Annotated in this window: 7 protein-coding genes; 4 read left to right on the plus strand and 3 right to left on the minus strand. The window is 47.9% G+C overall.

What is annotated here, in order from left to right; translation table 11 throughout:
- Positions 1 to 159: 159 nt before the first annotated feature.
- From NG743_RS05640 to NG743_RS05655, 4 genes are all read left to right on the plus strand, one after another.
- Complete coding sequence (locus NG743_RS05640) at positions 160 to 1,671, plus strand: Ycf46 family AAA ATPase (protein ID WP_027404491.1); 1,512 nt, start codon at positions 160 to 162, stop codon at positions 1,669 to 1,671.
- A 128-nt stretch (positions 1,672 to 1,799) separates the two neighbouring features.
- Positions 1,800 to 2,279 (plus strand): SH3 domain-containing protein, encoded by a 480-nt coding sequence (locus NG743_RS05645; protein WP_257121660.1) that lies wholly within the window; start codon positions 1,800 to 1,802, stop codon positions 2,277 to 2,279.
- A gap of 789 nt (positions 2,280 to 3,068) precedes the next feature.
- Positions 3,069 to 3,794, plus strand: a complete 726-nt coding sequence (locus tag NG743_RS05650) for a hypothetical protein (protein ID WP_257121661.1) — start codon at positions 3,069 to 3,071, stop codon at positions 3,792 to 3,794.
- Between the two features lie 47 nt (positions 3,795 to 3,841).
- Positions 3,842 to 17,611 carry a DUF11 domain-containing protein gene (locus tag NG743_RS05655; RefSeq protein ID WP_257121662.1) on the plus strand — a complete coding sequence of 4,590 codons (13,770 nt, stop codon included), beginning with the start codon at positions 3,842 to 3,844 and terminating at the stop codon, positions 17,609 to 17,611.
- A 450-nt stretch (positions 17,612 to 18,061) separates the two neighbouring features.
- On the opposite strand, the gene hppD is transcribed toward NG743_RS05655, so the two are convergent.
- The 3 genes from hppD to NG743_RS05670 all read right to left on the minus strand — a co-directional run bounded on the left by hppD (position 18,062) and on the right by NG743_RS05670 (position 21,545).
- A complete protein-coding gene (gene hppD / locus NG743_RS05660) occupies positions 18,062 to 19,123 on the minus strand; it encodes a 4-hydroxyphenylpyruvate dioxygenase (RefSeq protein WP_257121663.1) in 1,062 nt (353 codons plus the stop codon).
- Positions 19,124 to 19,170: 47 nt separating this feature from the next.
- Complete coding sequence (locus tag NG743_RS05665) at positions 19,171 to 19,881, minus strand: SDR family oxidoreductase (protein ID WP_257122123.1); 711 nt, start codon at positions 19,879 to 19,881, stop codon at positions 19,171 to 19,173.
- A gap of 314 nt (positions 19,882 to 20,195) precedes the next feature.
- On the minus strand, positions 20,196 to 21,545 hold the full coding sequence (locus NG743_RS05670; RefSeq protein ID WP_257121664.1) for an NYN domain-containing protein: 1,350 nt from the start codon (positions 21,543 to 21,545) through the stop codon (positions 20,196 to 20,198).
- Between the last annotated feature and the right edge of the window lie 9 nt (positions 21,546 to 21,554).

The following is a 21,554-nucleotide window of genomic DNA, read 5'->3' on the forward strand; positions in this document are numbered from 1 at the left end:
AGGCGCAGAGTCGCAGAGAGTAAGAGTTTATAATCTTTGATTTTTTAATTTCACTCTGGTAAGTCTGCATTGATTCTCAATGGGGGGTGTACAATCGGATATAGTATTATACTAAACCTTATTGATTTTGATAATACGGCTTTAGCCATACTTGTTTTTATGAATTTTCGTGATGAGTTTAAATTGTTACTCCGCGCCCGTTATCCGTTGATTTATATTCCTACTTATGAGGAGGAACGGGTAGAGGCGGCGATTCGGGAAGAGGCGACAAATCAAGGTAATCGTCCGGTGTATACTTGGGATTTTGTGGACGGTTATCAGGGTAGTCCGAATGATGTGGGGTTTGGTAAACGCAATCCTTTACAGGCTTTGGAGTTTGTGGAAAAGTTGACTGCCGCTGCACCTGCGGTATTGATTTTACGAGATTATCATAGATTTTTGGATGATGTGGCTATTTCTCGCAAACTCCGTAATTTAGCCCGACTCCTGAAATCCCAACCGAAAAATATTGTCTTATTATCCCCTCGCGTTGCTATTCCTGATGATTTAACGGAAGTGCTGACGGTGGTTGAGTTTCCTTTACCTAACGCCCCGGAAATCAAAACGGAGGTGGAACGGTTGTTACAAGCTACTGGAAATCCACCTGTTGGCAAGTTTTTGGATGATTTGGTGCGTTCTTGTCAAGGGTTGTCTATGGAAAGAATCCGCCGGGTATTGGCGCGAGGAATCGCCACTCATGGACAATTAGAACCAGAAGATGTAGATTTAGTTTTGGCAGAAAAGCGGCAAACTATCCGCCAAACCCAAATTCTTGATTTTTACCCCGCCACTGAAGAAATTACTGATATTGGTGGTTTGGATAATTTGAAGGATTGGTTAATTCGGCGTGGGGGTTCGTTTAGCGAAAAAGCCCGACAATACGGTTTACCTCATCCTCGTGGGTTAATGTTGGTGGGAATTCAGGGAACTGGGAAATCTTTAACCGCCAAGGCGATCGCTCACCATTGGCACTTACCTCTGTTACGATTAGACGTAGGGCGGCTATTTGGCGGTTTGGTGGGTGAGTCAGAATCCCGCACTCGGCAAATGATTCAAGTCGCAGAAGCGCTCGCTCCCTGTATACTCTGGATTGATGAAATTGATAAGGCTTTTTCTGGTTTGGGTAGCAAAGGTGATGCGGGAACTACAAGCCGAGTATTTGGGACTTTTATTAATTGGTTAGCGGAAAAAACTTCCCCTGTCTTTGTCGTAGCTACTGCTAACGATATTCAGGCTTTACCACCAGAAATGTTACGAAAAGGGCGATTTGATGAAATTTTCTTTGTCGGTTTACCCAGCCAAGAAGAAAGAAAAGCTATTTTCAATGTGCATTTATCCCGATTGCGTCCCCATAATTTGAACAGCTATGAAATCGAAAGATTAGCCTACGAAACTCCCGATTTTTCCGGTGCAGAAATTGAACAAACGTTAATTGAAGCCATGCACATTGGCTTTAGTCAAAACCGTGATTTCACCACTGATGATATTTTAGAAGCTGCCAGTCAAATTATCCCCTTAGCGCGAACCGCTGTGGAACAGATTCAAAAACTCCAAGAATGGGCAGCCGCCGGTAGGGCGCGTCTAGCATCTAAATATAGTCCTTTAAGCGATCGCATTCAACGTCAATTATAGGAGTCAGGAGGTAGGGGCGCGGGCCCCGCGCCCTTTATCAGAAGTAAGAAAAGAAAGAAGGAAGAAGGAAGAAGAAAAAAACTAACCAATTACCAATTACCAATTACCAATTACCAATTCCCTACTATATGCTGACAAACTTACTTAAAGTTATACTCGGTTTTGTCTTAGCGATCGCAGTTTTATTAGGTACTGGCTTAACAGTTGCCCTCTATTTTGTTAACCGTACCGCCGTAACTCCTCCCAAACCAATGTATCCTAACGATAATCCTTCTTTCTCAGCCAAAAAGCCCAAAGCCATTGCCAAATCTCCACCTAAAAAACCAACTACTCCCAAACCCACATCTAGTCCTATGGCTACTCCCACACCCACAGAATCACCCAAACCACTACCTCCAGATGCCTACGAAGGAACTGTCACTTGGGCAGATGGGTTAAGTATGCGGTCTGAACCAGACGCAAATTCTTCCACTATTGGTGGAGTTGGTGGTAATAAAAAAGTAATTATTTTAGAAGAAAGCGCCGATAAAAAATGGCAAAAAATTCGCATTCCTAATACCGATAAAGAAGGTTGGGTAAAATCAGGTAACATTCAACGTTCTCAGTGAGCAAATTTTAGCTTATGGCGGTTCTTGGTTGAGTGAAATACAAGAACCCAACCCCCAACCTCCTCCAATATCAAACGATATCAAACCTAGCACCAGAGACATTAAACAGACCTTTTGTTGCATATTATTATCAAATATTGCCTCTATTTATAATCAAGTAGCTTGTATATTCTCTAGCAGGTTCTTTTTCCGGTAAGGGTTTTATCGGATGAAAATCGCCAATTTGGCTGGAAAATTTTGAGAATAGTTATTGCTAAGTAAAGATATCCATGTTATGTTTGTTCTGAAATCTCAGGGTAAAAGAGATTGTCAATTAATAATATATTTGTGTGGGTACTATACCTACATAAAGTAACGGGCTTATCAACCAAAACACAATGCTGTTGAACCGATGGGTTTTAACGAGCAAGGAGTTTCTCATAATTTTCCACTTGCTTATTTGTGGATAAAAATTGCTTGGCATCATAATGTTTGTATTTTCCACAAAGGTTATGAAAAGTGTCGTGATTAATTATGAGTAATAGCTTTACGCTGCAAAAAATCAACCTTGCCTAATACATGAAAGCTGAATAAATCAGGTATTTATTAGGAATAGTACAGGACGTTAGAATTAACAATTAAAAATGTAAAAAGCAGATTAAACAAGGGTATTTGCTCTACTTGGAGAGACTTCAAGAGCCTACTAAATCAGCTTTTTAGGAATTTTTAATGATTGGTTATTTTCGGCGTTGTCTACTAGTAATTTCGATTGATCTTAACTTCAATACCTTAGAAAGGAGTAATTGATTGATGCTAAAAAACTTTCATGAAACTGCACATATTCAGGATATATCCATTGTCTTAGCTATTAGAAACCACAGTTCGACCCTGTTAACTCCAGATTTCCTGAATGGTAGTGGTGTAATTCCCACAGACTGGGAATTGGCGCGTCCTCCGGTCATATCCCCACGAGGGACTCACATTATCTTCAAAAATGGCATCAGGATGTCGGCGCAGTCGGAAATGGTGAGCTTTTCCCAAGGCATAAGCAACCACCTTGAAGAGATGCAGATTGCCGACATTGCTCGCCGCTATGCTGCCGTTTTGCCTAATCTTGATTACCAAGCGGTGGGCATCAATCCTCAGCGGTTTGTCACCTTTGAAGGTCAGCCAGATGCCGCTTACAAATATATTACGGAAACAATTCTTGTCCAAGGTAGCTGGCAGAATTTCGGCACTGCACCGATGCAGGCGGGAATTAACTTGATTTACACCTTAGAAAGCTGCCAACTGCGATTGGGTATTAATGAGGTGAAGCTAAAAATGCTAGATGAAGAAGTTCCCGCAGTGTTGTTTGCCGGCAATTTCCACCATGAAGTGAGTGGTGAATCAGGGGAGGAACGTTTGGAGAATTTAAATCAGGCGATCGCTCACTGGCAGCAGGATTTAGCTGCCTATGAGGAGTTGATTGACAGCCAGTTTTTAGCACAGACCACGGGAAATGCGATCAGTGTCTTCCCTGCCCTTGCCCTATAGGTGGGAAATTCACTTCAATTCAACTATTTTACTCAGAGCAAATAGTCATGACAAATAACCGGACAGTCAGCACGGATAAATCCAATTACAGCCCTGGTGATATCGTTGTGATTACGGCGAGGGGCTTCGCTGTAGGCTCAACGATTACATTTGCGATCGAAGATGACCCCAACGATCCAGGAGATGATGGAGAGGCAGATGTTTATAAGCCCTTTTCTGTTACAGATGGGGGATCTGGTGACTCGGATGGCATACCCGATGGACAGGTGTTGGTAGCCTGGCGCGTGCCGACGGATAACAATGGCACTGGTAGCGGTACTCCCGATGCGTTGAATGCGACCTTGAATTTGACGGCGACGGGTCCGGATGGTCAGGCAGCGACGACGATGTTTATGGATGCACTCCAAACAGATTATCGTGGTTGGGAGAATATAGTCTCAGCCGGAGTCGAATGGGCAAATGGAGGAATTAATCAAGGGCAAGGCCTCTATTTAGAAGGTGACTATGTACCCCATGCAGTCTACTTTAAGGGTTTGACGGTAGGTACTACCTACACCTTCAAGATTAGCTTTAATGCTTATCAAGCTACTTCCAATGCTGGCGGGTATGTTGCTATCGGCACTTATAACCAGTCAGTTCAACCGACATTGCTATTCCCCGCAAGCAGTGGTGGTCCTCTAGTTGATACCACACCAATGACCGGGACTGGCACGAGTGGATTTTTCTACACTTCTGACTTCAATAACAATTCAATGAATGATGCCGATGTGACAAGCGTTGGCAATGTGTTTATTGATAGCGGAACAATTAGCAGTTCAGATGTGGAGAAGCGGGCATTAGTCACCTTTACTGCGACTAACAGCGATGCCACAATCTATTATGGGCTTCGTCTTGCGTTGCCGGGTGAAGTGGCTCCTGGAACACAGGGAGCAGACGGGTTTACAGGTTTGTCTCTCCAGTCGAGCGTAGAGAATGGGCCAATAGGTCCTGCGATTGGAGGGGGAGGCAATGTTCAACTTGCTCCAGGGGCTGTCACGCAGGGATCTATCTCTGGTTACAAGTGGAACGATGCAGATGGCAGTACAACTTTAAACGGCACGGAGTCTAAACTACCTGGGTGGGAAATCCAGCTGTATAAGGACGACGGCGACGGTATCTTTGAACCAGTTACTGCCAGTAGTGGTACTACTGCTGATACTTTAGTTGGAACCAGAACTACAGATGCCTCCGGCAACTATATGTTCTCGGGTGCTACAGGTACTTCAGTAATACGTGGAACATACTTCGTTCGGGAGGTACTCCAGCTTGGATGGACTGCTACGACCCCTACGACCCCAACATCGCCAGATAACGGTCTTGGGTATTACACCGCAACCATCAACGAAACAACGCCCATTATTACGACTTTCAATTTCGGCAATCGGCAGCAGAACGCTGACCTGAAGATTATCAAGGATGATGCGGGCATCACAGCCATTGCTGGTCAAGCCTTTAACTACACCTTCACCGTCACCAACCTGGGCACATCTGACTCCTCTGGTTGGACAATTACGGATACCTTACCAGTTGGTTTGAGCTACACTGGTTTGACTGGAGCTAACGCTTTAGGTGCTGGTATTGATGTCACCTACAACGCTGCCACGCGGGCGCTGACCATCACCACCAACAACGATTTGGCGGTCAATGGTTCCGTACCTCTGACCATCAACGTGACGGCGGCGGCGAACCTGTCTGGTGATGCTGTCCTATCCAATGATGCGACCGTACTAGGTCAAGACCCAGACCCCGTTCCGGGCAATAACACCGATAACGAGGAAACCCCCGTTGACCGTTCGGCTGACCTGAAGATTATCAAGGATGATGCGGGCATCACAGCCATTGCTGGTCAAGCCTTTAACTACACCTTCACCGTCACCAACCTGGGCACATCTGACTCCTCTGGTTGGACAATTACGGATACCTTACCAGTTGGTTTGAGCTACACTGGTTTGACTGGAGCTAACGCTTTAGGTGCTGGTATTGATGTCACCTACAACGCTGCCACGCGGGCGCTGACCATCACCACCAACAACGATTTGGCGGCAGGGTCTTCCAAGGCGCTGACCATCAACGTGACGGCGGCGGCGAACCTGTCTGGTGATGCTGTCCTATCCAATGATGCGACCGTACTAGGTCAAGACCCAGACCCCGTTCCGGGCAATAACACCGATAACGAGGAAACCCCCGTTGACCGTTCGGCTGACCTGAAGATTATCAAGGATGATGCGGGCATCACAGCCATTGCTGGTCAAGCCTTTAACTACACCTTCACCGTCACCAACCTGGGCACATCTGACTCCTCTGGTTGGACAATTACGGATACCTTACCAGTTGGTTTGAGCTACACTGGTTTGACTGGAGCTAACGCTTTAGGTGCTGGTATTGATGTCACCTACAACGCTGCCACGCGGGCGCTGACCATCACCACCAACAACGATTTGGCGGCAGGGTCTTCCAAGGCGCTGACCATCAACGTGACGGCGGCGGCGAACCTGTCTGGTGATGCTGTCCTATCCAATGATGCGACCGTACTAGGTCAAGACCCAGACCCCGTTCCGGGCAATAACACCGATAACGAGGAAACCCCCGTTGACCGTTCGGCTGACCTGAAGATTATCAAGGATGATGCGGGCATCATAGCCATTGCTGGTCAAGCCTTTAACTACACCTTCACCGTCACCAACCTGGGCACATCTGACTCCTCTGGTTGGACAATTACGGATACCTTACCAGTTGGTTTGAGCTACACTGGTTTGACTGGAGCTAACGCTTTAGGTGCTGGTATTGATGTCACCTACAACGCTGCCACGCGGGCGCTGACCATCACCACCAACAACGATTTGGCGGTCAATGGTTCCGTACCTCTGACCATCAACGTGACGGCGGCGGCGAACCTGTCTGGTGATGCTGTCCTATCCAATGATGCGACCGTACTAGGTCAAGACCCAGACCCCGTTCCGGGCAATAACACCGATAACGAGGAAACCCCCGTTGACCGTTCGGCTGACCTGAAGATTATCAAGGATGATGCGGGCATCACAGCCATTGCTGGTCAAGCCTTTAACTACACCTTCACCGTCACCAACCTGGGCACATCTGACTCCTCTGGTTGGACAATTACGGATACCTTACCAGTTGGTTTGAGCTACACTGGTTTGACTGGAGCTAACGCTTTAGGTGCTGGTATTGATGTCACCTACAACGCTGCCACGCGGGTGCTGACCATCACCACCAACAACGATTTGGCGGTCAATGGTTCCGTACCTCTGACCATCAACGTGACGGCGGCGGCGAACCTGTCTGGTGATGCTGTCCTATCCAATGATGCGACCGTACTAGGTCAAGACCCAGACCCCGTTCCGGGCAATAACACCGATAACGAGGAAACCCCCGTTGACCGTTCGGCTGACCTGAAGATTATCAAGGATGATGCGGGCATCACAGCCATTGCTGGTCAAGCCTTTAACTACACCTTCACCGTCACCAACCTGGGCACATCTGACTCCTCTGGTTGGACAATTACGGATACCTTACCAGTTGGTTTGAGCTACACTGGTTTGACTGGAGCTAACGCTTTAGGTGCTGGTATTGATGTCACCTACAACGCTGCCACGCGGGCGCTGACCATCACCACCAACAACGATTTGGCGGTCAATGGTTCCGTACCTCTGACCATCAACGTGACGGCGGCGGCGAACCTGTCTGGTGATGCTGTCCTATCCAATGATGCGACCGTACTAGGTCAAGACCCAGACCCCGTTCCGGGCAATAACACCGATAACGAGGAAACCCCCGTTGACCGTTCGGCTGACCTGAAGATTATCAAGGATGATGCGGGCATCACAGCCATTGCTGGTCAAGCCTTTAACTACACCTTCACCGTCACCAACCTGGGCACATCTGACTCCTCTGGTTGGACAATTACGGATACCTTACCAGTTGGTTTGAGCTACACTGGTTTGACTGGAGCTAACGCTTTAGGTGCTGGTATTGATGTCACCTACAACGCTGCCACGCGGGCGCTGACCATCACCACCAACAACGATTTGGCGGCAGGGTCTTCCAAGGCGCTGACCATCAACGTGACGGCGGCGGCGAACCTGTCTGGTGATGCTGTCCTATCCAATGATGCGACCGTACTAGGTCAAGACCCAGACCCCGTTCCGGGCAATAACACCGATAACGAGGAAACCCCCGTTGACCGTTCGGCTGACCTGAAGATTATCAAGGATGATGCGGGCATCACAGCCATTGCTGGTCAAGCCTTTAACTACACCTTCACCGTCACCAACCTGGGCACATCTGACTCCTCTGGTTGGACAATTACGGATACCTTACCAGTTGGTTTGAGCTACACTGGTTTGACTGGAGCTAACGCTTTAGGTGCTGGTATTGATGTCACCTACAACGCTGCCACGCGGGCGCTGACCATCACCACCAACAACGATTTGGCGGTCAATGGTTCCGTACCTCTGACCATCAACGTGACGGCGGCGGCGAACCTGTCTGGTGATGCTGTCCTATCCAATGATGCGACCGTACTAGGTCAAGACCCAGACCCCGTTCCGGGCAATAACACCGATAACGAGGAAACCCCCGTTGACCGTTCGGCTGACCTGAAGATTATCAAGGATGATGCGGGCATCACAGCCATTGCTGGTCAAGCCTTTAACTACACCTTCACCGTCACCAACCTGGGCACATCTGACTCCTCTGGTTGGACAATTACGGATACCTTACCAGTTGGTTTGAGCTACACTGGTTTGACTGGAGCTAACGCTTTAGGTGCTGGTATTGATGTCACCTACAACGCTGCCACGCGGGCGCTGACCATCACCACCAACAACGATTTGGCGGCAGGGTCTTCCAAGGCGCTGACCATCAACGTGACGGCGGCGGCGAACCTGTCTGGTGATGCTGTCCTATCCAATGATGCGACCGTACTAGGTCAAGACCCAGACCCCGTTCCGGGCAATAACACCGATAACGAGGAAACCCCCGTTGACCGTTCGGCTGACCTGAAGATTATCAAGGATGATGCGGGCATCACAGCCATTGCTGGTCAAGCCTTTAACTACACCTTCACCGTCACCAACCTGGGCACATCTGACTCCTCTGGTTGGACAATTACGGATACCTTACCAGTTGGTTTGAGCTACACTGGTTTGACTGGAGCTAACGCTTTAGGTGCTGGTATTGATGTCACCTACAACGCTGCCACGCGGGCGCTGACCATCACCACCAACAACGATTTGGCGGTCAATGGTTCCGTACCTCTGACCATCAACGTGACGGCGGCGGCGAACCTGTCTGGTGATGCTGTCCTATCCAATGATGCGACCGTACTAGGTCAAGACCCAGACCCCGTTCCGGGCAATAACACCGATAACGAGGAAACCCCCGTTGACCGTTCGGCTGACCTGAAGATTATCAAGGATGATGCGGGCATCACAGCCATTGCTGGTCAAGCCTTTAACTACACCTTCACCGTCACCAACCTGGGCACATCTGACTCCTCTGGTTGGACAATTACGGATACCTTACCAGTTGGTTTGAGCTACACTGGTTTGACTGGAGCTAACGCTTTAGGTGCTGGTATTGATGTCACCTACAACGCTGCCACGCGGGCGCTGACCATCACCACCAACAACGATTTGGCGGTCAATGGTTCCGTACCTCTGACCATCAACGTGACGGCGGCGGCGAACCTGTCTGGTGATGCTGTCCTATCCAATGATGCGACCGTACTAGGTCAAGACCCAGACCCCGTTCCGGGCAATAACACCGATAACGAGGAAACCCCCGTTGACCGTTCGGCTGACCTGAAGATTATCAAGGATGATGCGGGCATCACAGCCATTGCTGGTCAAGCCTTTAACTACACCTTCACCGTCACCAACCTGGGCACATCTGACTCCTCTGGTTGGACAATTACGGATACCTTACCAGTTGGTTTGAGCTACACTGGTTTGACTGGAGCTAACGCTTTAGGTGCTGGTATTGATGTCACCTACAACGCTGCCACGCGGGCGCTGACCATCACCACCAACAACGATTTGGCGGCAGGGTCTTCCAAGGCGCTGACCATCAACGTGACGGCGGCGGCGAACCTGTCTGGTGATGCTGTCCTATCCAATGATGCGACCGTACTAGGTCAAGACCCAGACCCCGTTCCGGGCAATAACACCGATAACGAGGAAACCCCCGTTGACCGTTCGGCTGACCTGAAGATTATCAAGGATGATGCGGGCATCACAGCCATTGCTGGTCAAGCCTTTAACTACACCTTCACCGTCACCAACCTGGGCACATCTGACTCCTCTGGTTGGACAATTACGGATACCTTACCAGTTGGTTTGAGCTACACTGGTTTGACTGGAGCTAACGCTTTAGGTGCTGGTATTGATGTCACCTACAACGCTGCCACGCGGGCGCTGACCATCACCACCAACAACGATTTGGCGGTCAATGGTTCCGTACCTCTGACCATCAACGTGACGGCGGCGGCGAACCTGTCTGGTGATGCTGTCCTATCCAATGATGCGACCGTACTAGGTCAAGACCCAGACCCCGTTCCGGGCAATAACACCGATAACGAGGAAACCCCCGTTGACCGTTCGGCTGACCTGAAGATTATCAAGGATGATGCGGGCATCACAGCCATTGCTGGTCAAGCCTTTAACTACACCTTCACCGTCACCAACCTGGGCACATCTGACTCCTCTGGTTGGACAATTACGGATACCTTACCAGTTGGTTTGAGCTACACTGGTTTGACTGGAGCTAACGCTTTAGGTGCTGGTATTGATGTCACCTACAACGCTGCCACGCGGGCGCTGACCATCACCACCAACAACGATTTGGCGGCAGGGTCTTCCAAGGCGCTGACCATCAACGTGACGGCGGCGGCGAACCTGTCTGGTGATGCTGTCCTATCCAATGATGCGACCGTACTAGGTCAAGACCCAGACCCCGTTCCGGGCAATAACACCGATAACGAGGAAACCCCCGTTGACCGTTCGGCTGACCTGAAGATTATCAAGGATGATGCGGGCATCACAGCCATTGCTGGTCAAGCCTTTAACTACACCTTCACCGTCACCAACCTGGGCACATCTGACTCCTCTGGTTGGACAATTACGGATACCTTACCAGTTGGTTTGAGCTACACTGGTTTGACTGGAGCTAACGCTTTAGGTGCTGGTATTGATGTCACCTACAACGCTGCCACGCGGGCGCTGACCATCACCACCAACAACGATTTGGCGGCAGGGTCTTCCAAGGCGCTGACCATCAACGTGACGGCGGCGGCGAACCTGTCTGGTGATGCTGTCCTATCCAATGATGCGACCGTACTAGGTCAAGACCCAGACCCCGTTCCGGGCAATAACACCGATAACGAGGAAACCCCCGTTGACCGTTCGGCTGACCTGAAGATTATCAAGGATGATGCGGGCATCATAGCCATTGCTGGTCAAGCCTTTAACTACACCTTCACCGTCACCAACCTGGGCACATCTGACTCCTCTGGTTGGACAATTACGGATACCTTACCAGTTGGTTTGAGCTACACTGGTTTGACTGGAGCTAACGCTTTAGGTGCTGGTATTGATGTCACCTACAACGCTGCCACGCGGGCGCTGACCATCACCACCAACAACGATTTGGCGGTCAATGGTTCCGTACCTCTGACCATCAACGTGACGGCGGCGGCGAACCTGTCTGGTGATGCTGTCCTATCCAATGATGCGACCGTACTAGGTCAAGACCCAGACCCCGTTCCGGGCAATAACACCGATAACGAGGAAACCCCCGTTGACCGTTCGGCTGACCTGAAGATTATCAAGGATGATGCGGGCATCACAGCCATTGCTGGTCAAGCCTTTAACTACACCTTCACCGTCACCAACCTGGGCACATCTGACTCCTCTGGTTGGACAATTACGGATACCTTACCAGTTGGTTTGAGCTACACTGGTTTGACTGGAGCTAACGCTTTAGGTGCTGGTATTGATGTCACCTACAACGCTGCCACGCGGGTGCTGACCATCACCACCAACAACGATTTGGCGGTCAATGGTTCCGTACCTCTGACCATCAACGTGACGGCGGCGGCGAACCTGTCTGGTGATGCTGTCCTATCCAATGATGCGACCGTACTAGGTCAAGACCCAGACCCCGTTCCGGGCAATAACACCGATAACGAGGAAACCCCCGTTGACCGTTCGGCTGACCTGAAGATTATCAAGGATGATGCGGGCATCACAGCCATTGCTGGTCAAGCCTTTAACTACACCTTCACCGTCACCAACCTGGGCACATCTGACTCCTCTGGTTGGACAATTACGGATACCTTACCAGTTGGTTTGAGCTACACTGGTTTGACTGGAGCTAACGCTTTAGGTGCTGGTATTGATGTCACCTACAACGCTGCCACGCGGGCGCTGACCATCACCACCAACAACGATTTGGCGGTCAATGGTTCCGTACCTCTGACCATCAACGTGACGGCGGCGGCGAACCTGTCTGGTGATGCTGTCCTATCCAATGATGCGACCGTACTAGGTCAAGACCCAGACCCCGTTCCGGGCAATAACACCGATAACGAGGAAACCCCCGTTGACCGTTCGGCTGACCTGAAGATTATCAAGGATGATGCGGGCATCACAGCCATTGCTGGTCAAGCCTTTAACTACACCTTCACCGTCACCAACCTGGGCACATCTGACTCCTCTGGTTGGACAATTACGGATACCTTACCAGTTGGTTTGAGCTACACTGGTTTGACTGGAGCTAACGCTTTAGGTGCTGGTATTGATGTCACCTACAACGCTGCCACGCGGGCGCTGACCATCACCACCAACAACGATTTGGCGGCAGGGTCTTCCAAGGCGCTGACCATCAACGTGACGGCGGCGGCGAACCTGTCTGGTGATGCTGTCCTATCCAATGATGCGACCGTACTAGGTCAAGACCCAGACCCCGTTCCGGGCAATAACACCGATAACGAGGAAACCCCCGTTGACCGTTCGGCTGACCTGAAGATTATCAAGGATGATGCGGGCATCACAGCCATTGCTGGTCAAGCCTTTAACTACACCTTCACCGTCACCAACCTGGGCACATCTGACTCCTCTGGTTGGACAATTACGGATACCTTACCAGTTGGTTTGAGCTACACTGGTTTGACTGGAGCTAACGCTTTAGGTGCTGGTATTGATGTCACCTACAACGCTGCCACGCGGGCGCTGACCATCACCACCAACAACGATTTGGCGGTCAATGGTTCCGTACCTCTGACCATCAACGTGACGGCGGCGGCGAACCTGTCTGGTGATGCTGTCCTATCCAATGATGCGACCGTACTAGGTCAAGACCCAGACCCCGTTCCGGGCAATAACACCGATAACGAGGAAACCCCCGTTGACCGTTCGGCTGACCTGAAGATTATCAAGGATGATGCGGGCATCACAGCCATTGCTGGTCAAGCCTTTAACTACACCTTCACCGTCACCAACCTGGGCACATCTGACTCCTCTGGTTGGACAATTACGGATACCTTACCAGTTGGTTTGAGCTACACTGGTTTGACTGGAGCTAACGCTTTAGGTGCTGGTATTGATGTCACCTACAACGCTGCCACGCGGGCGCTGACCATCACCACCAACAACGATTTGGCGGCAGGGTCTTCCAAGGCGCTGACCATCAACGTGACGGCGGCGGCGAACCTGTCTGGTGATGCTGTCCTATCCAATGATGCGACCGTACTAGGTCAAGACCCAGACCCCGTTCCGGGCAATAACACCGATAACGAGGAAACCCCCGTTGACCGTTCGGCTGACCTGAAGATTATCAAGGATGATGCGGGCATCACAGCCATTGCTGGTCAAGCCTTTAACTACACCTTCACCGTCACCAACCTGGGCACATCTGACTCCTCTGGTTGGACAATTACGGATACCTTACCAGTTGGTTTGAGCTACACTGGTTTGACTGGAGCTAACGCTTTAGGTGCTGGTATTGATGTCACCTACAACGCTGCCACGCGGGCGCTGACCATCACCACCAACAACGATTTGGCGGTCAATGGTTCCGTACCTCTGACCATCAACGTGACGGCGGCGGCGAACCTGTCTGGTGATGCTGTCCTATCCAATGATGCGACCGTACTAGGTCAAGACCCAGACCCCGTTCCGGGCAATAACACCGATAACGAGGAAACCCCCGTTGACCGTTCGGCTGACCTGAAGATTATCAAGGATGATGCGGGCATCACAGCCATTGCTGGTCAAGCCTTTAACTACACCTTCACCGTCACCAACCTGGGCACATCTGACTCCTCTGGTTGGACAATTACGGATACCTTACCAGTTGGTTTGAGCTACACTGGTTTGACTGGAGCTAACGCTTTAGGTGCTGGTATTGATGTCACCTACAACGCTGCCACGCGGGCGCTGACCATCACCACCAACAACGATTTGGCGGTCAATGGTTCCGTACCTCTGACCATCAACGTGACGGCGGCGGCGAACCTGTCTGGTGATGCTGTCCTATCCAATGATGCGACCGTACTAGGTCAAGACCCAGACCCCGTTCCGGGCAATAACACCGATAACGAGGAAACCCCCGTTGACCGTTCGGCTGACCTGAAGATTATCAAGGATGATGCGGGCATCACAGCCATTGCTGGTCAAGCCTTTAACTACACCTTCACCGTCACCAACCTGGGCACATCTGACTCCTCTGGTTGGACAATTACGGATACCTTACCAGTTGGTTTGAGCTACACTGGTTTGACTGGAGCTAACGCTTTAGGTGCTGGTATTGATGTCACCTACAACGCTGCCACGCGGGCGCTGACCATCACCACCAACAACGATTTGGCGGTCAATGGTTCCGTACCTCTGACCATCAACGTGACGGCGGCGGCGAACCTGTCTGGTGATGCTGTCCTATCCAATGATGCGACCGTACTAGGTCAAGACCCAGACCCCGTTCCGGGCAATAACACCGATAACGAGGAAACCCCCGTTGACCGTTCGGCTGACCTGAAGATTATCAAGGATGATGCGGGCATCACAGCCATTGCTGGTCAAGCCTTTAACTACACCTTCACCGTCACCAACCTGGGCACATCTGACTCCTCTGGTTGGACAATTACGGATACCTTACCAGTTGGTTTGAGCTACACTGGTTTGACTGGAGCTAACGCTTTAGGTGCTGGTATTGATGTCACCTACAACGCTGCCACGCGGGCGCTGACCATCACCACCAACAACGATTTGGCGGTCAATGGTTCCGTACCTCTGACCATCAACGTGACGGCGGCGGCGAACCTGTCTGGTGATGCTGTCCTATCCAATGATGCGACCGTACTAGGTCAAGACCCAGACCCCGTTCCGGGCAATAACACCGATAACGAGGAAACCCCCGTTGACCGTTCGGCTGACCTGAAGATTATCAAGGATGATGCGGGCATCACAGCCATTGCTGGTCAAGCCTTTAACTACACCTTCACCGTCACCAACCTGGGCACATCTGACTCCTCTGGTTGGACAATTACGGATACCTTACCAGTTGGTTTGAGCTACACTGGTTTGACTGGAGCTAACGCTTTAGGTGCTGGTATTGATGTCACCTACAACGCTGCCACGCGGGCGCTGACCATCACCACCAACAACGATTTGGCGGCAGGGTCTTCCAAGGCGCTGACCATCAACGTGACGGCGGCGGCGAACCTGTCTGGTGATGCTGTCCTATCCAATGATGCGACCGTACTAGGTCAAGACCCAGACCCCGTTCCGGGCAATAACACCGATAACGAGGAAACCCCCGTTGACCGTTCGGCTGACCTGAAGATTATCAAGGATGATGCGGGCATCACAGCCATTGCTGGTCAAGCCTTTAACTACACCTTCACCGTCACCAACCTGGGCACATCTGACTCCTCTGGTTGGACAATTACGGATACCTTACCAGTTGGTTTGAGCTACACTGGTTTGACTGGAGCTAACGCTTTAGGTGCTGGTATTGATGTCACCTACAACGCTGCCACGCGGGCGCTGACCATCACCACCAACAACGATTTGGCGGCAGGGTCTTCCAAGGCGCTGACCATCAACGTGACGGCGGCGGCGAACCTGTCTGGTGATGCTGTCCTATCCAATGATGCGACCGTACTAGGTCAAGACCCAGACCCCGTTCCGGGCAATAACACCGATAACGAGGAAACCCCCGTTGACCGTTCGGCTGACCTGAAGATTATCAAAGATGATGCGGGCATCACAGCCATTGCTGGTCAAGCCTTTGACTACACCTTCACCGTCACCAACCTGGGCACATCTGACTCCTCTGGTTGGACAATTACGGATACCTTGCCGACGGGGCTGACCTTCGTCTTTGCTAATAACGGGGACATCAAAACTGTTGTTGGCAACGATACCGACACCGACTCAACCAATGGTGGCAACGGTGTCCTTACGGGAAGCGTACTCTTCTCCAGCGATACCGATATCGTTGCGGGCGGCAATCGCACCTTCGATGTCAAGGTTTATGTAGCACCTGATGTGGTTGCTGGGACAACCTTGAACAATAAGGTAGTGGTAACAGGTCAAGATCCAGACCCAGATACGACTAACAACACTGACATTGAAGCCACACTAGTTGGTCGTTCCGCAGACCTGACCATTGACAAGACCGATTACCTGACCAAAGTAGTACCCGGACAATTGGTAACTTATACCATTGTAGTTAGCAATTATGGTCCTGATACCGCTACTCACGCGCTGGTAGAGGATTTATTCCCCAGCAACCTGACAGACGTGAAGTGGACAAGCAAGGCAGCTAAGGGAGCCACAGACAATGAAGCCAGAGGAACTGACAATATCGAGGATTACGTAACCCTGCCAGCGGGTAGTAGCATCACCTACAAAGTGACGGGAACAGTAGTTGGTGGACCTGCCAGCCACAAAGTTTCCGACTATCATAGAACCTTAACCAATACCGCGACGGTTACCGCCCCTTCTGACTTCACCGACACCAACCTCGAAAACAACACTGCCACCGATATTGACACAATCATGTCCGCACCCGGTGTCCGCAATGCTTATTTTTGGCAAAACACCAAATGGCAGAAATTCTGGGACGGCATCCAAGGTAACGAACCCTCCCAAAAAACAAGGCCGAATTTCCCAGATAGCGACCTCTTACTCTCACCCTATACCAACTCTGCCCGTCCCGGAAAAGCCTTAGATCCGGTTACCCGTAGATACGGAGTGGGACTGCTCATAGGAGACTACAATCGCAATGGCAAAACTGACCGAGGAGAAGATACCCTCTTCTACACCCGCGCACAGGCACTTCAGATTGTTGATTCCTCAATGCACCCCAACAACCGAGATGCGCGTTACATACTCGGACGGGATTTAGTGACTAGCTGGCTGAATTACCTCGCTGGTAATTCGATTGATACCCCTAATTCTAACGATCAAGATGCTCGTGACTATATCAACGAGGGAATTCACTGGCTGCAAGCCTTAACGCCAGATCAAAATAGGGATGGCAAAGGTGATGGCTATCTGCAAGGATTAACAGGTAACGAAACCTCCAATTCACGGACTCCAAGGATTCTAACTACATCTTCCTACTGGAAATCTGGTATTTCCAGTGCATCGAATTTACCGAACCTCTATAAATCGAACACCGACGTTCTCTATCCTATAGACGCTGGCATCACTATTCACACACACCTGGATAATTACAACAACAATATCTTCTAGGTAGGGTTCTTAGGAATGAGGATTAAATAAAGTGCAAATCTTGATGGATGTAATTTAACATTAGGTTAGACGGTCGTTATCAAGAATTGTAAGTTAATAAATCCACATTCCTTAGGGAACACAAAAAAAACAAATTACCCAATTTTGTGGGATGGGCATCCTGCCCGTCCTTGATGATTAGCGGGCTTTTCGTCCCGCACCACAAGAAATTTTTGGGTATTTTTTTAATTGGAAGTCCCTAAGTCACCCAGAAGGTGATATATTATGATTTTTTCAGCGCACTTTTTTGTAGTTCTTTGATAGTACATGACTGAAGGCGGTTAAAACCGCCCGTGTCGCTTATATCTCAGCACTGAAGTGACTGAGCTTTACGCTTACCGGGTATTCTTGTAAAGCAAAATTGTTTGACATCTGGAAAATTTGTCTACATATTCCCCAATTACCAGTCTATTAACCGCTGACAAAACCGCGGTTAATTTGCTCGCGTTCAATGGCTTGAAATAAAGCCAGAAAGTTACCTTCCCCAAAACCTTGGGCAAGAGAACGACGTTCAATAAACTCAAAGAAAAAAGTTGGTTTAAAAAAAATTGGTTGACTAAAAATTTGCAATAATAACTGCCCTGGTTGAGAATCTTCATGCCAGTCTACCAGAATTTCTTGGTCAGATATGGCTTGCAATTCTTCAGTTGACAGAGAAAATTTATATCGTTGTTGGAGTTGGAAATAGTAATTTTGAGGAACAGACAGAAAAGATAAACCAGCAGCCCGAAACCGAGAAATTGCATCAACAAGATCAGGTATTAATAAAGCAATATGTTGAATACCTGCACCTCTGTTCACCTCCAAAAACTCCTGAATTTGCGAACTAGGTGAAGCCGGTTCATTAATTGGTAATTGAATATTGCCATTAGGAGAAATCATTACCTGACTATGCAAACCGGAACGATCAGTTTTAATATTAAAACTTTGTTGAGGTTGAAAATCAAATATTTTTTCATACCAATTAACAGCAATTGCCAACTCACCCACACCCACATTTAAAACTAAATGATCAATAGCAGTAATGAAATGACGGGAAATATTGTCAACCTCTACTATTTTTGCCTTTTTCCTACTAATTAACGTATGATTTAAACCACCCCAAGCAGCAATTTTAGCATACTGACAAAATCCACCATCTTGAACAGGTTGGAGAATCCTTGCACCATTGCTTATAGCCCTTGCTATCACATCTTCCACGTCATCAACTACAAAAGCTATATCAGCCACACCAGGAGGATGTTCACGTAAAAACTCAGCCACCGGACTAGTCGGTAAAATTGCAGAAGAAAGCAAAAAGTAGACAGATCCACTTTTCACCACTTCTGTACAAGTATGTAAGGATTTTGGATGATGAAAAAACCTGGGAAAAATACCATCATTCACTGCTTGAAAACCAAGACAATATACAAACCAATCTCGCCACCTTTGGGCATCTTCGACATAAAAGTGAACGTGATCAATTTGCAGCATAATTTCTTTTAAATCCAGTATTTACTATCACCTTGATCTATCACATACTAAAAAAATAAATGACTCTCAGGTTGAATATTAATTTCCATAGGTATAGCCTGTGGTTCAGCCGATAAAGCATAAAAAATAGCACTTGCCGCAGTCTCACAACTCAGCATCTTACTCCGATCTACTTTTAAATTTACCTTATCCCAAAAAGGAGAATCTATCCCTCCAAAGTAAAAAAGTGTCATTTTCACCCCAAAACGTTTCAGTTCTTCCGCTATACATTTACTAAAACCCACCACACCGAACTTAGATGCAGAATAAGCCGCAGCCATAGGCATTGAATGTTTACCAAGAATACCGACAACATTACAAATATGACCAGATTTCCGTTTTTGCATCTCCTTCGCTGCTGCTTGAGTCGTGTAAAAACAGCCTTTTAAATTTAGATCCAGCATTGCTTCTAAATCTGCTGATTCAATGTTGTTGTAGGCTTTGAGAATCCCCGCTCCGGCTGCATTTACCAGGACATCAATTTGTCCAAACTGGGATATTGTTGCTTGGATTAACGCTTCCACCTGTTGAGGTTGAGTAATATCGGTGGGAACTGTCAGCACATCTGCTGATAATCCATTTGCTAATGCAGCTAAACTTTCCCTGTCTCTAGCCGCAAGTACCAACCGCGCACCAGTGGAGGACAACTTACGAGTTAAAGTAGCACCAATACCACCAGTAGCACCGACAATGACAATAACTTTATCTTGTAACATCATCATATTTACATTTCTTTACAGACTATATTTATAGTACAGTCTATCTCGGTATTCTGGGTTTAACCAGAAGAAGGAGTCAGAAAGAGGGAATAAGGAAAAAAGAATTATTAAGAGTTCTCCAATTAAAAAAGTATCCCAAAATTTCTTGTGGTGCGGGTGGAAAAGCCCGCTAATAATACAAGGACGGGCAAGATGCCCATCCCACAAGATTGGATAGCGAGGCGCTGCTGCAAGCAGTTCATCTTTTTTGTGGAGTTCTCTAACCTATCTCGGTATTCTATGTTTCATCATCCCAATCAAATAAATCAGACAAATCATAGTTCAGATTTTTTCACACCCACCTCCCATCTTTTACCTAGCTGCTGAATTTGCAAAGAATTACAAGAATGTAAAAACTTCACAAAACTACCACCAATCTGCAATTGTTTTATTTGTTCCGTAATCGGTTGACCATATTGCTGATAAAACTTACTACCCAAAATACTAATATCTACAAATTGCTGATTATCTAATTTACTTAAAGCTGTCAAAATATTTTTAATCGCCTGTTCTAAATCTGCGGCAGAATTAATAGCAGGTAATCCGCTTGATATTGTAGCTTTTACATTAGCTTGACTATCTTCTGATTGGATTTGTTGATGTTCAAAGATTGTGACATATAATTCAGATTTCTCATCAATTTGATGAATGACAATCTCAGATGGATAGTTAATAAATACATCTTTGGCTTTTTTACCAGGAAAATGATGAGCAATAATTTGACTAATAGTTAATTGATGTTTGCTTTTAAATAATTTAGACAGAATCGAAAGTTTCACCCAATAACTAGCAGTTTGCTTTTGTTGTAATTTAATCAAACCCTTGATTTGAAAAATAAACTGCTCTATAGAAGGTATTTCTGGCGCAGGTTTCAGAGAATAATTAACAGTTTCATTGGTTGCACTATTAAATACCTTAATATTTTCTCCATGTTGACTAACTTGATAAACTAATATCCCATTTTGCTGTAACGTATTACATAAGTTGGTCATTACCTTATCTGAGGAACAAACAAACACTTCCTTAACATTAGGATAGCGCTCATGAATAGAAGAACCCACCGCAATCATTTTACCATCAGCATTATCTCTACCAGCAGGAACATGAATTAAATCATAGCCACGTTCATGTAATTCTACATCCAATTTTCCGCGATTTGACCAATTAGCAAAAGCAATTTTAACTTGTACAGGAGAATTACAAATTGTAGTTAAAAACTTTTCTGTATTCGTGTTCAGTTGTAAGTTTTCTGCATCTAAAAGCAAAATAGTTATATTTACAGATTGTCGTTGAAGTAAATGGTTAGCATTTACATCAATATTTTCGGAATTTAACTGCTCAATAACAGATATTAAATCTGATATTATTTGTGAATCAAAAGCTGCGGGAACAAGCACTGCTTTAAGTGATGATTGCAGTTTTTGTAATAATTCGTCCCAGCTTTGAGTTTGGCTGAGTATAGCTCTAAATTTTGCACTTAGAGCCGATTTATTTGTAGATATTTGCCAGTTAATAGTCCGATATTTTGCAATCAGTAATTCTGGTTGCTGTTGTTGAATGGCAATAATTGATTGACAAATCTCGACGGAAATTTTTTGTAGTAAGGCAGAATCATGATAGGACATAGCTTACAT

The organism is Dolichospermum heterosporum TAC447 (assembly GCF_024584745.1).
Taxonomy (GTDB): Bacteria; Cyanobacteriota; Cyanobacteriia; order Cyanobacteriales; family Nostocaceae; genus Dolichospermum; species Dolichospermum heterosporum.

Excerpts from the sequence above, each read along its gene's own strand:
- NG743_RS05640 (WP_027404491.1), top strand. The coding sequence starts at position 160 with ATGAATTTTCGTGATGAGTTTAAATTGTTACTCCGCGCCCGTTATCCG.
- NG743_RS05645 (WP_257121660.1), top strand. The coding sequence starts at position 1,800 with ATGCTGACAAACTTACTTAAAGTTATACTCGGTTTTGTCTTAGCGATC.
- NG743_RS05650 (WP_257121661.1), top strand. The coding sequence starts at position 3,069 with ATGCTAAAAAACTTTCATGAAACTGCACATATTCAGGATATATCCATT.
- NG743_RS05655 (WP_257121662.1), top strand. The coding sequence starts at position 3,842 with ATGACAAATAACCGGACAGTCAGCACGGATAAATCCAATTACAGCCCT.
- hppD (WP_257121663.1), bottom strand. The coding sequence starts at position 19,123 with ATGCTGCAAATTGATCACGTTCACTTTTATGTCGAAGATGCCCAAAGG.
- NG743_RS05665 (WP_257122123.1), bottom strand. The coding sequence starts at position 19,881 with ATGATGTTACAAGATAAAGTTATTGTCATTGTCGGTGCTACTGGTGGT.
- NG743_RS05670 (WP_257121664.1), bottom strand. The coding sequence starts at position 21,545 with ATGTCCTATCATGATTCTGCCTTACTACAAAAAATTTCCGTCGAGATT.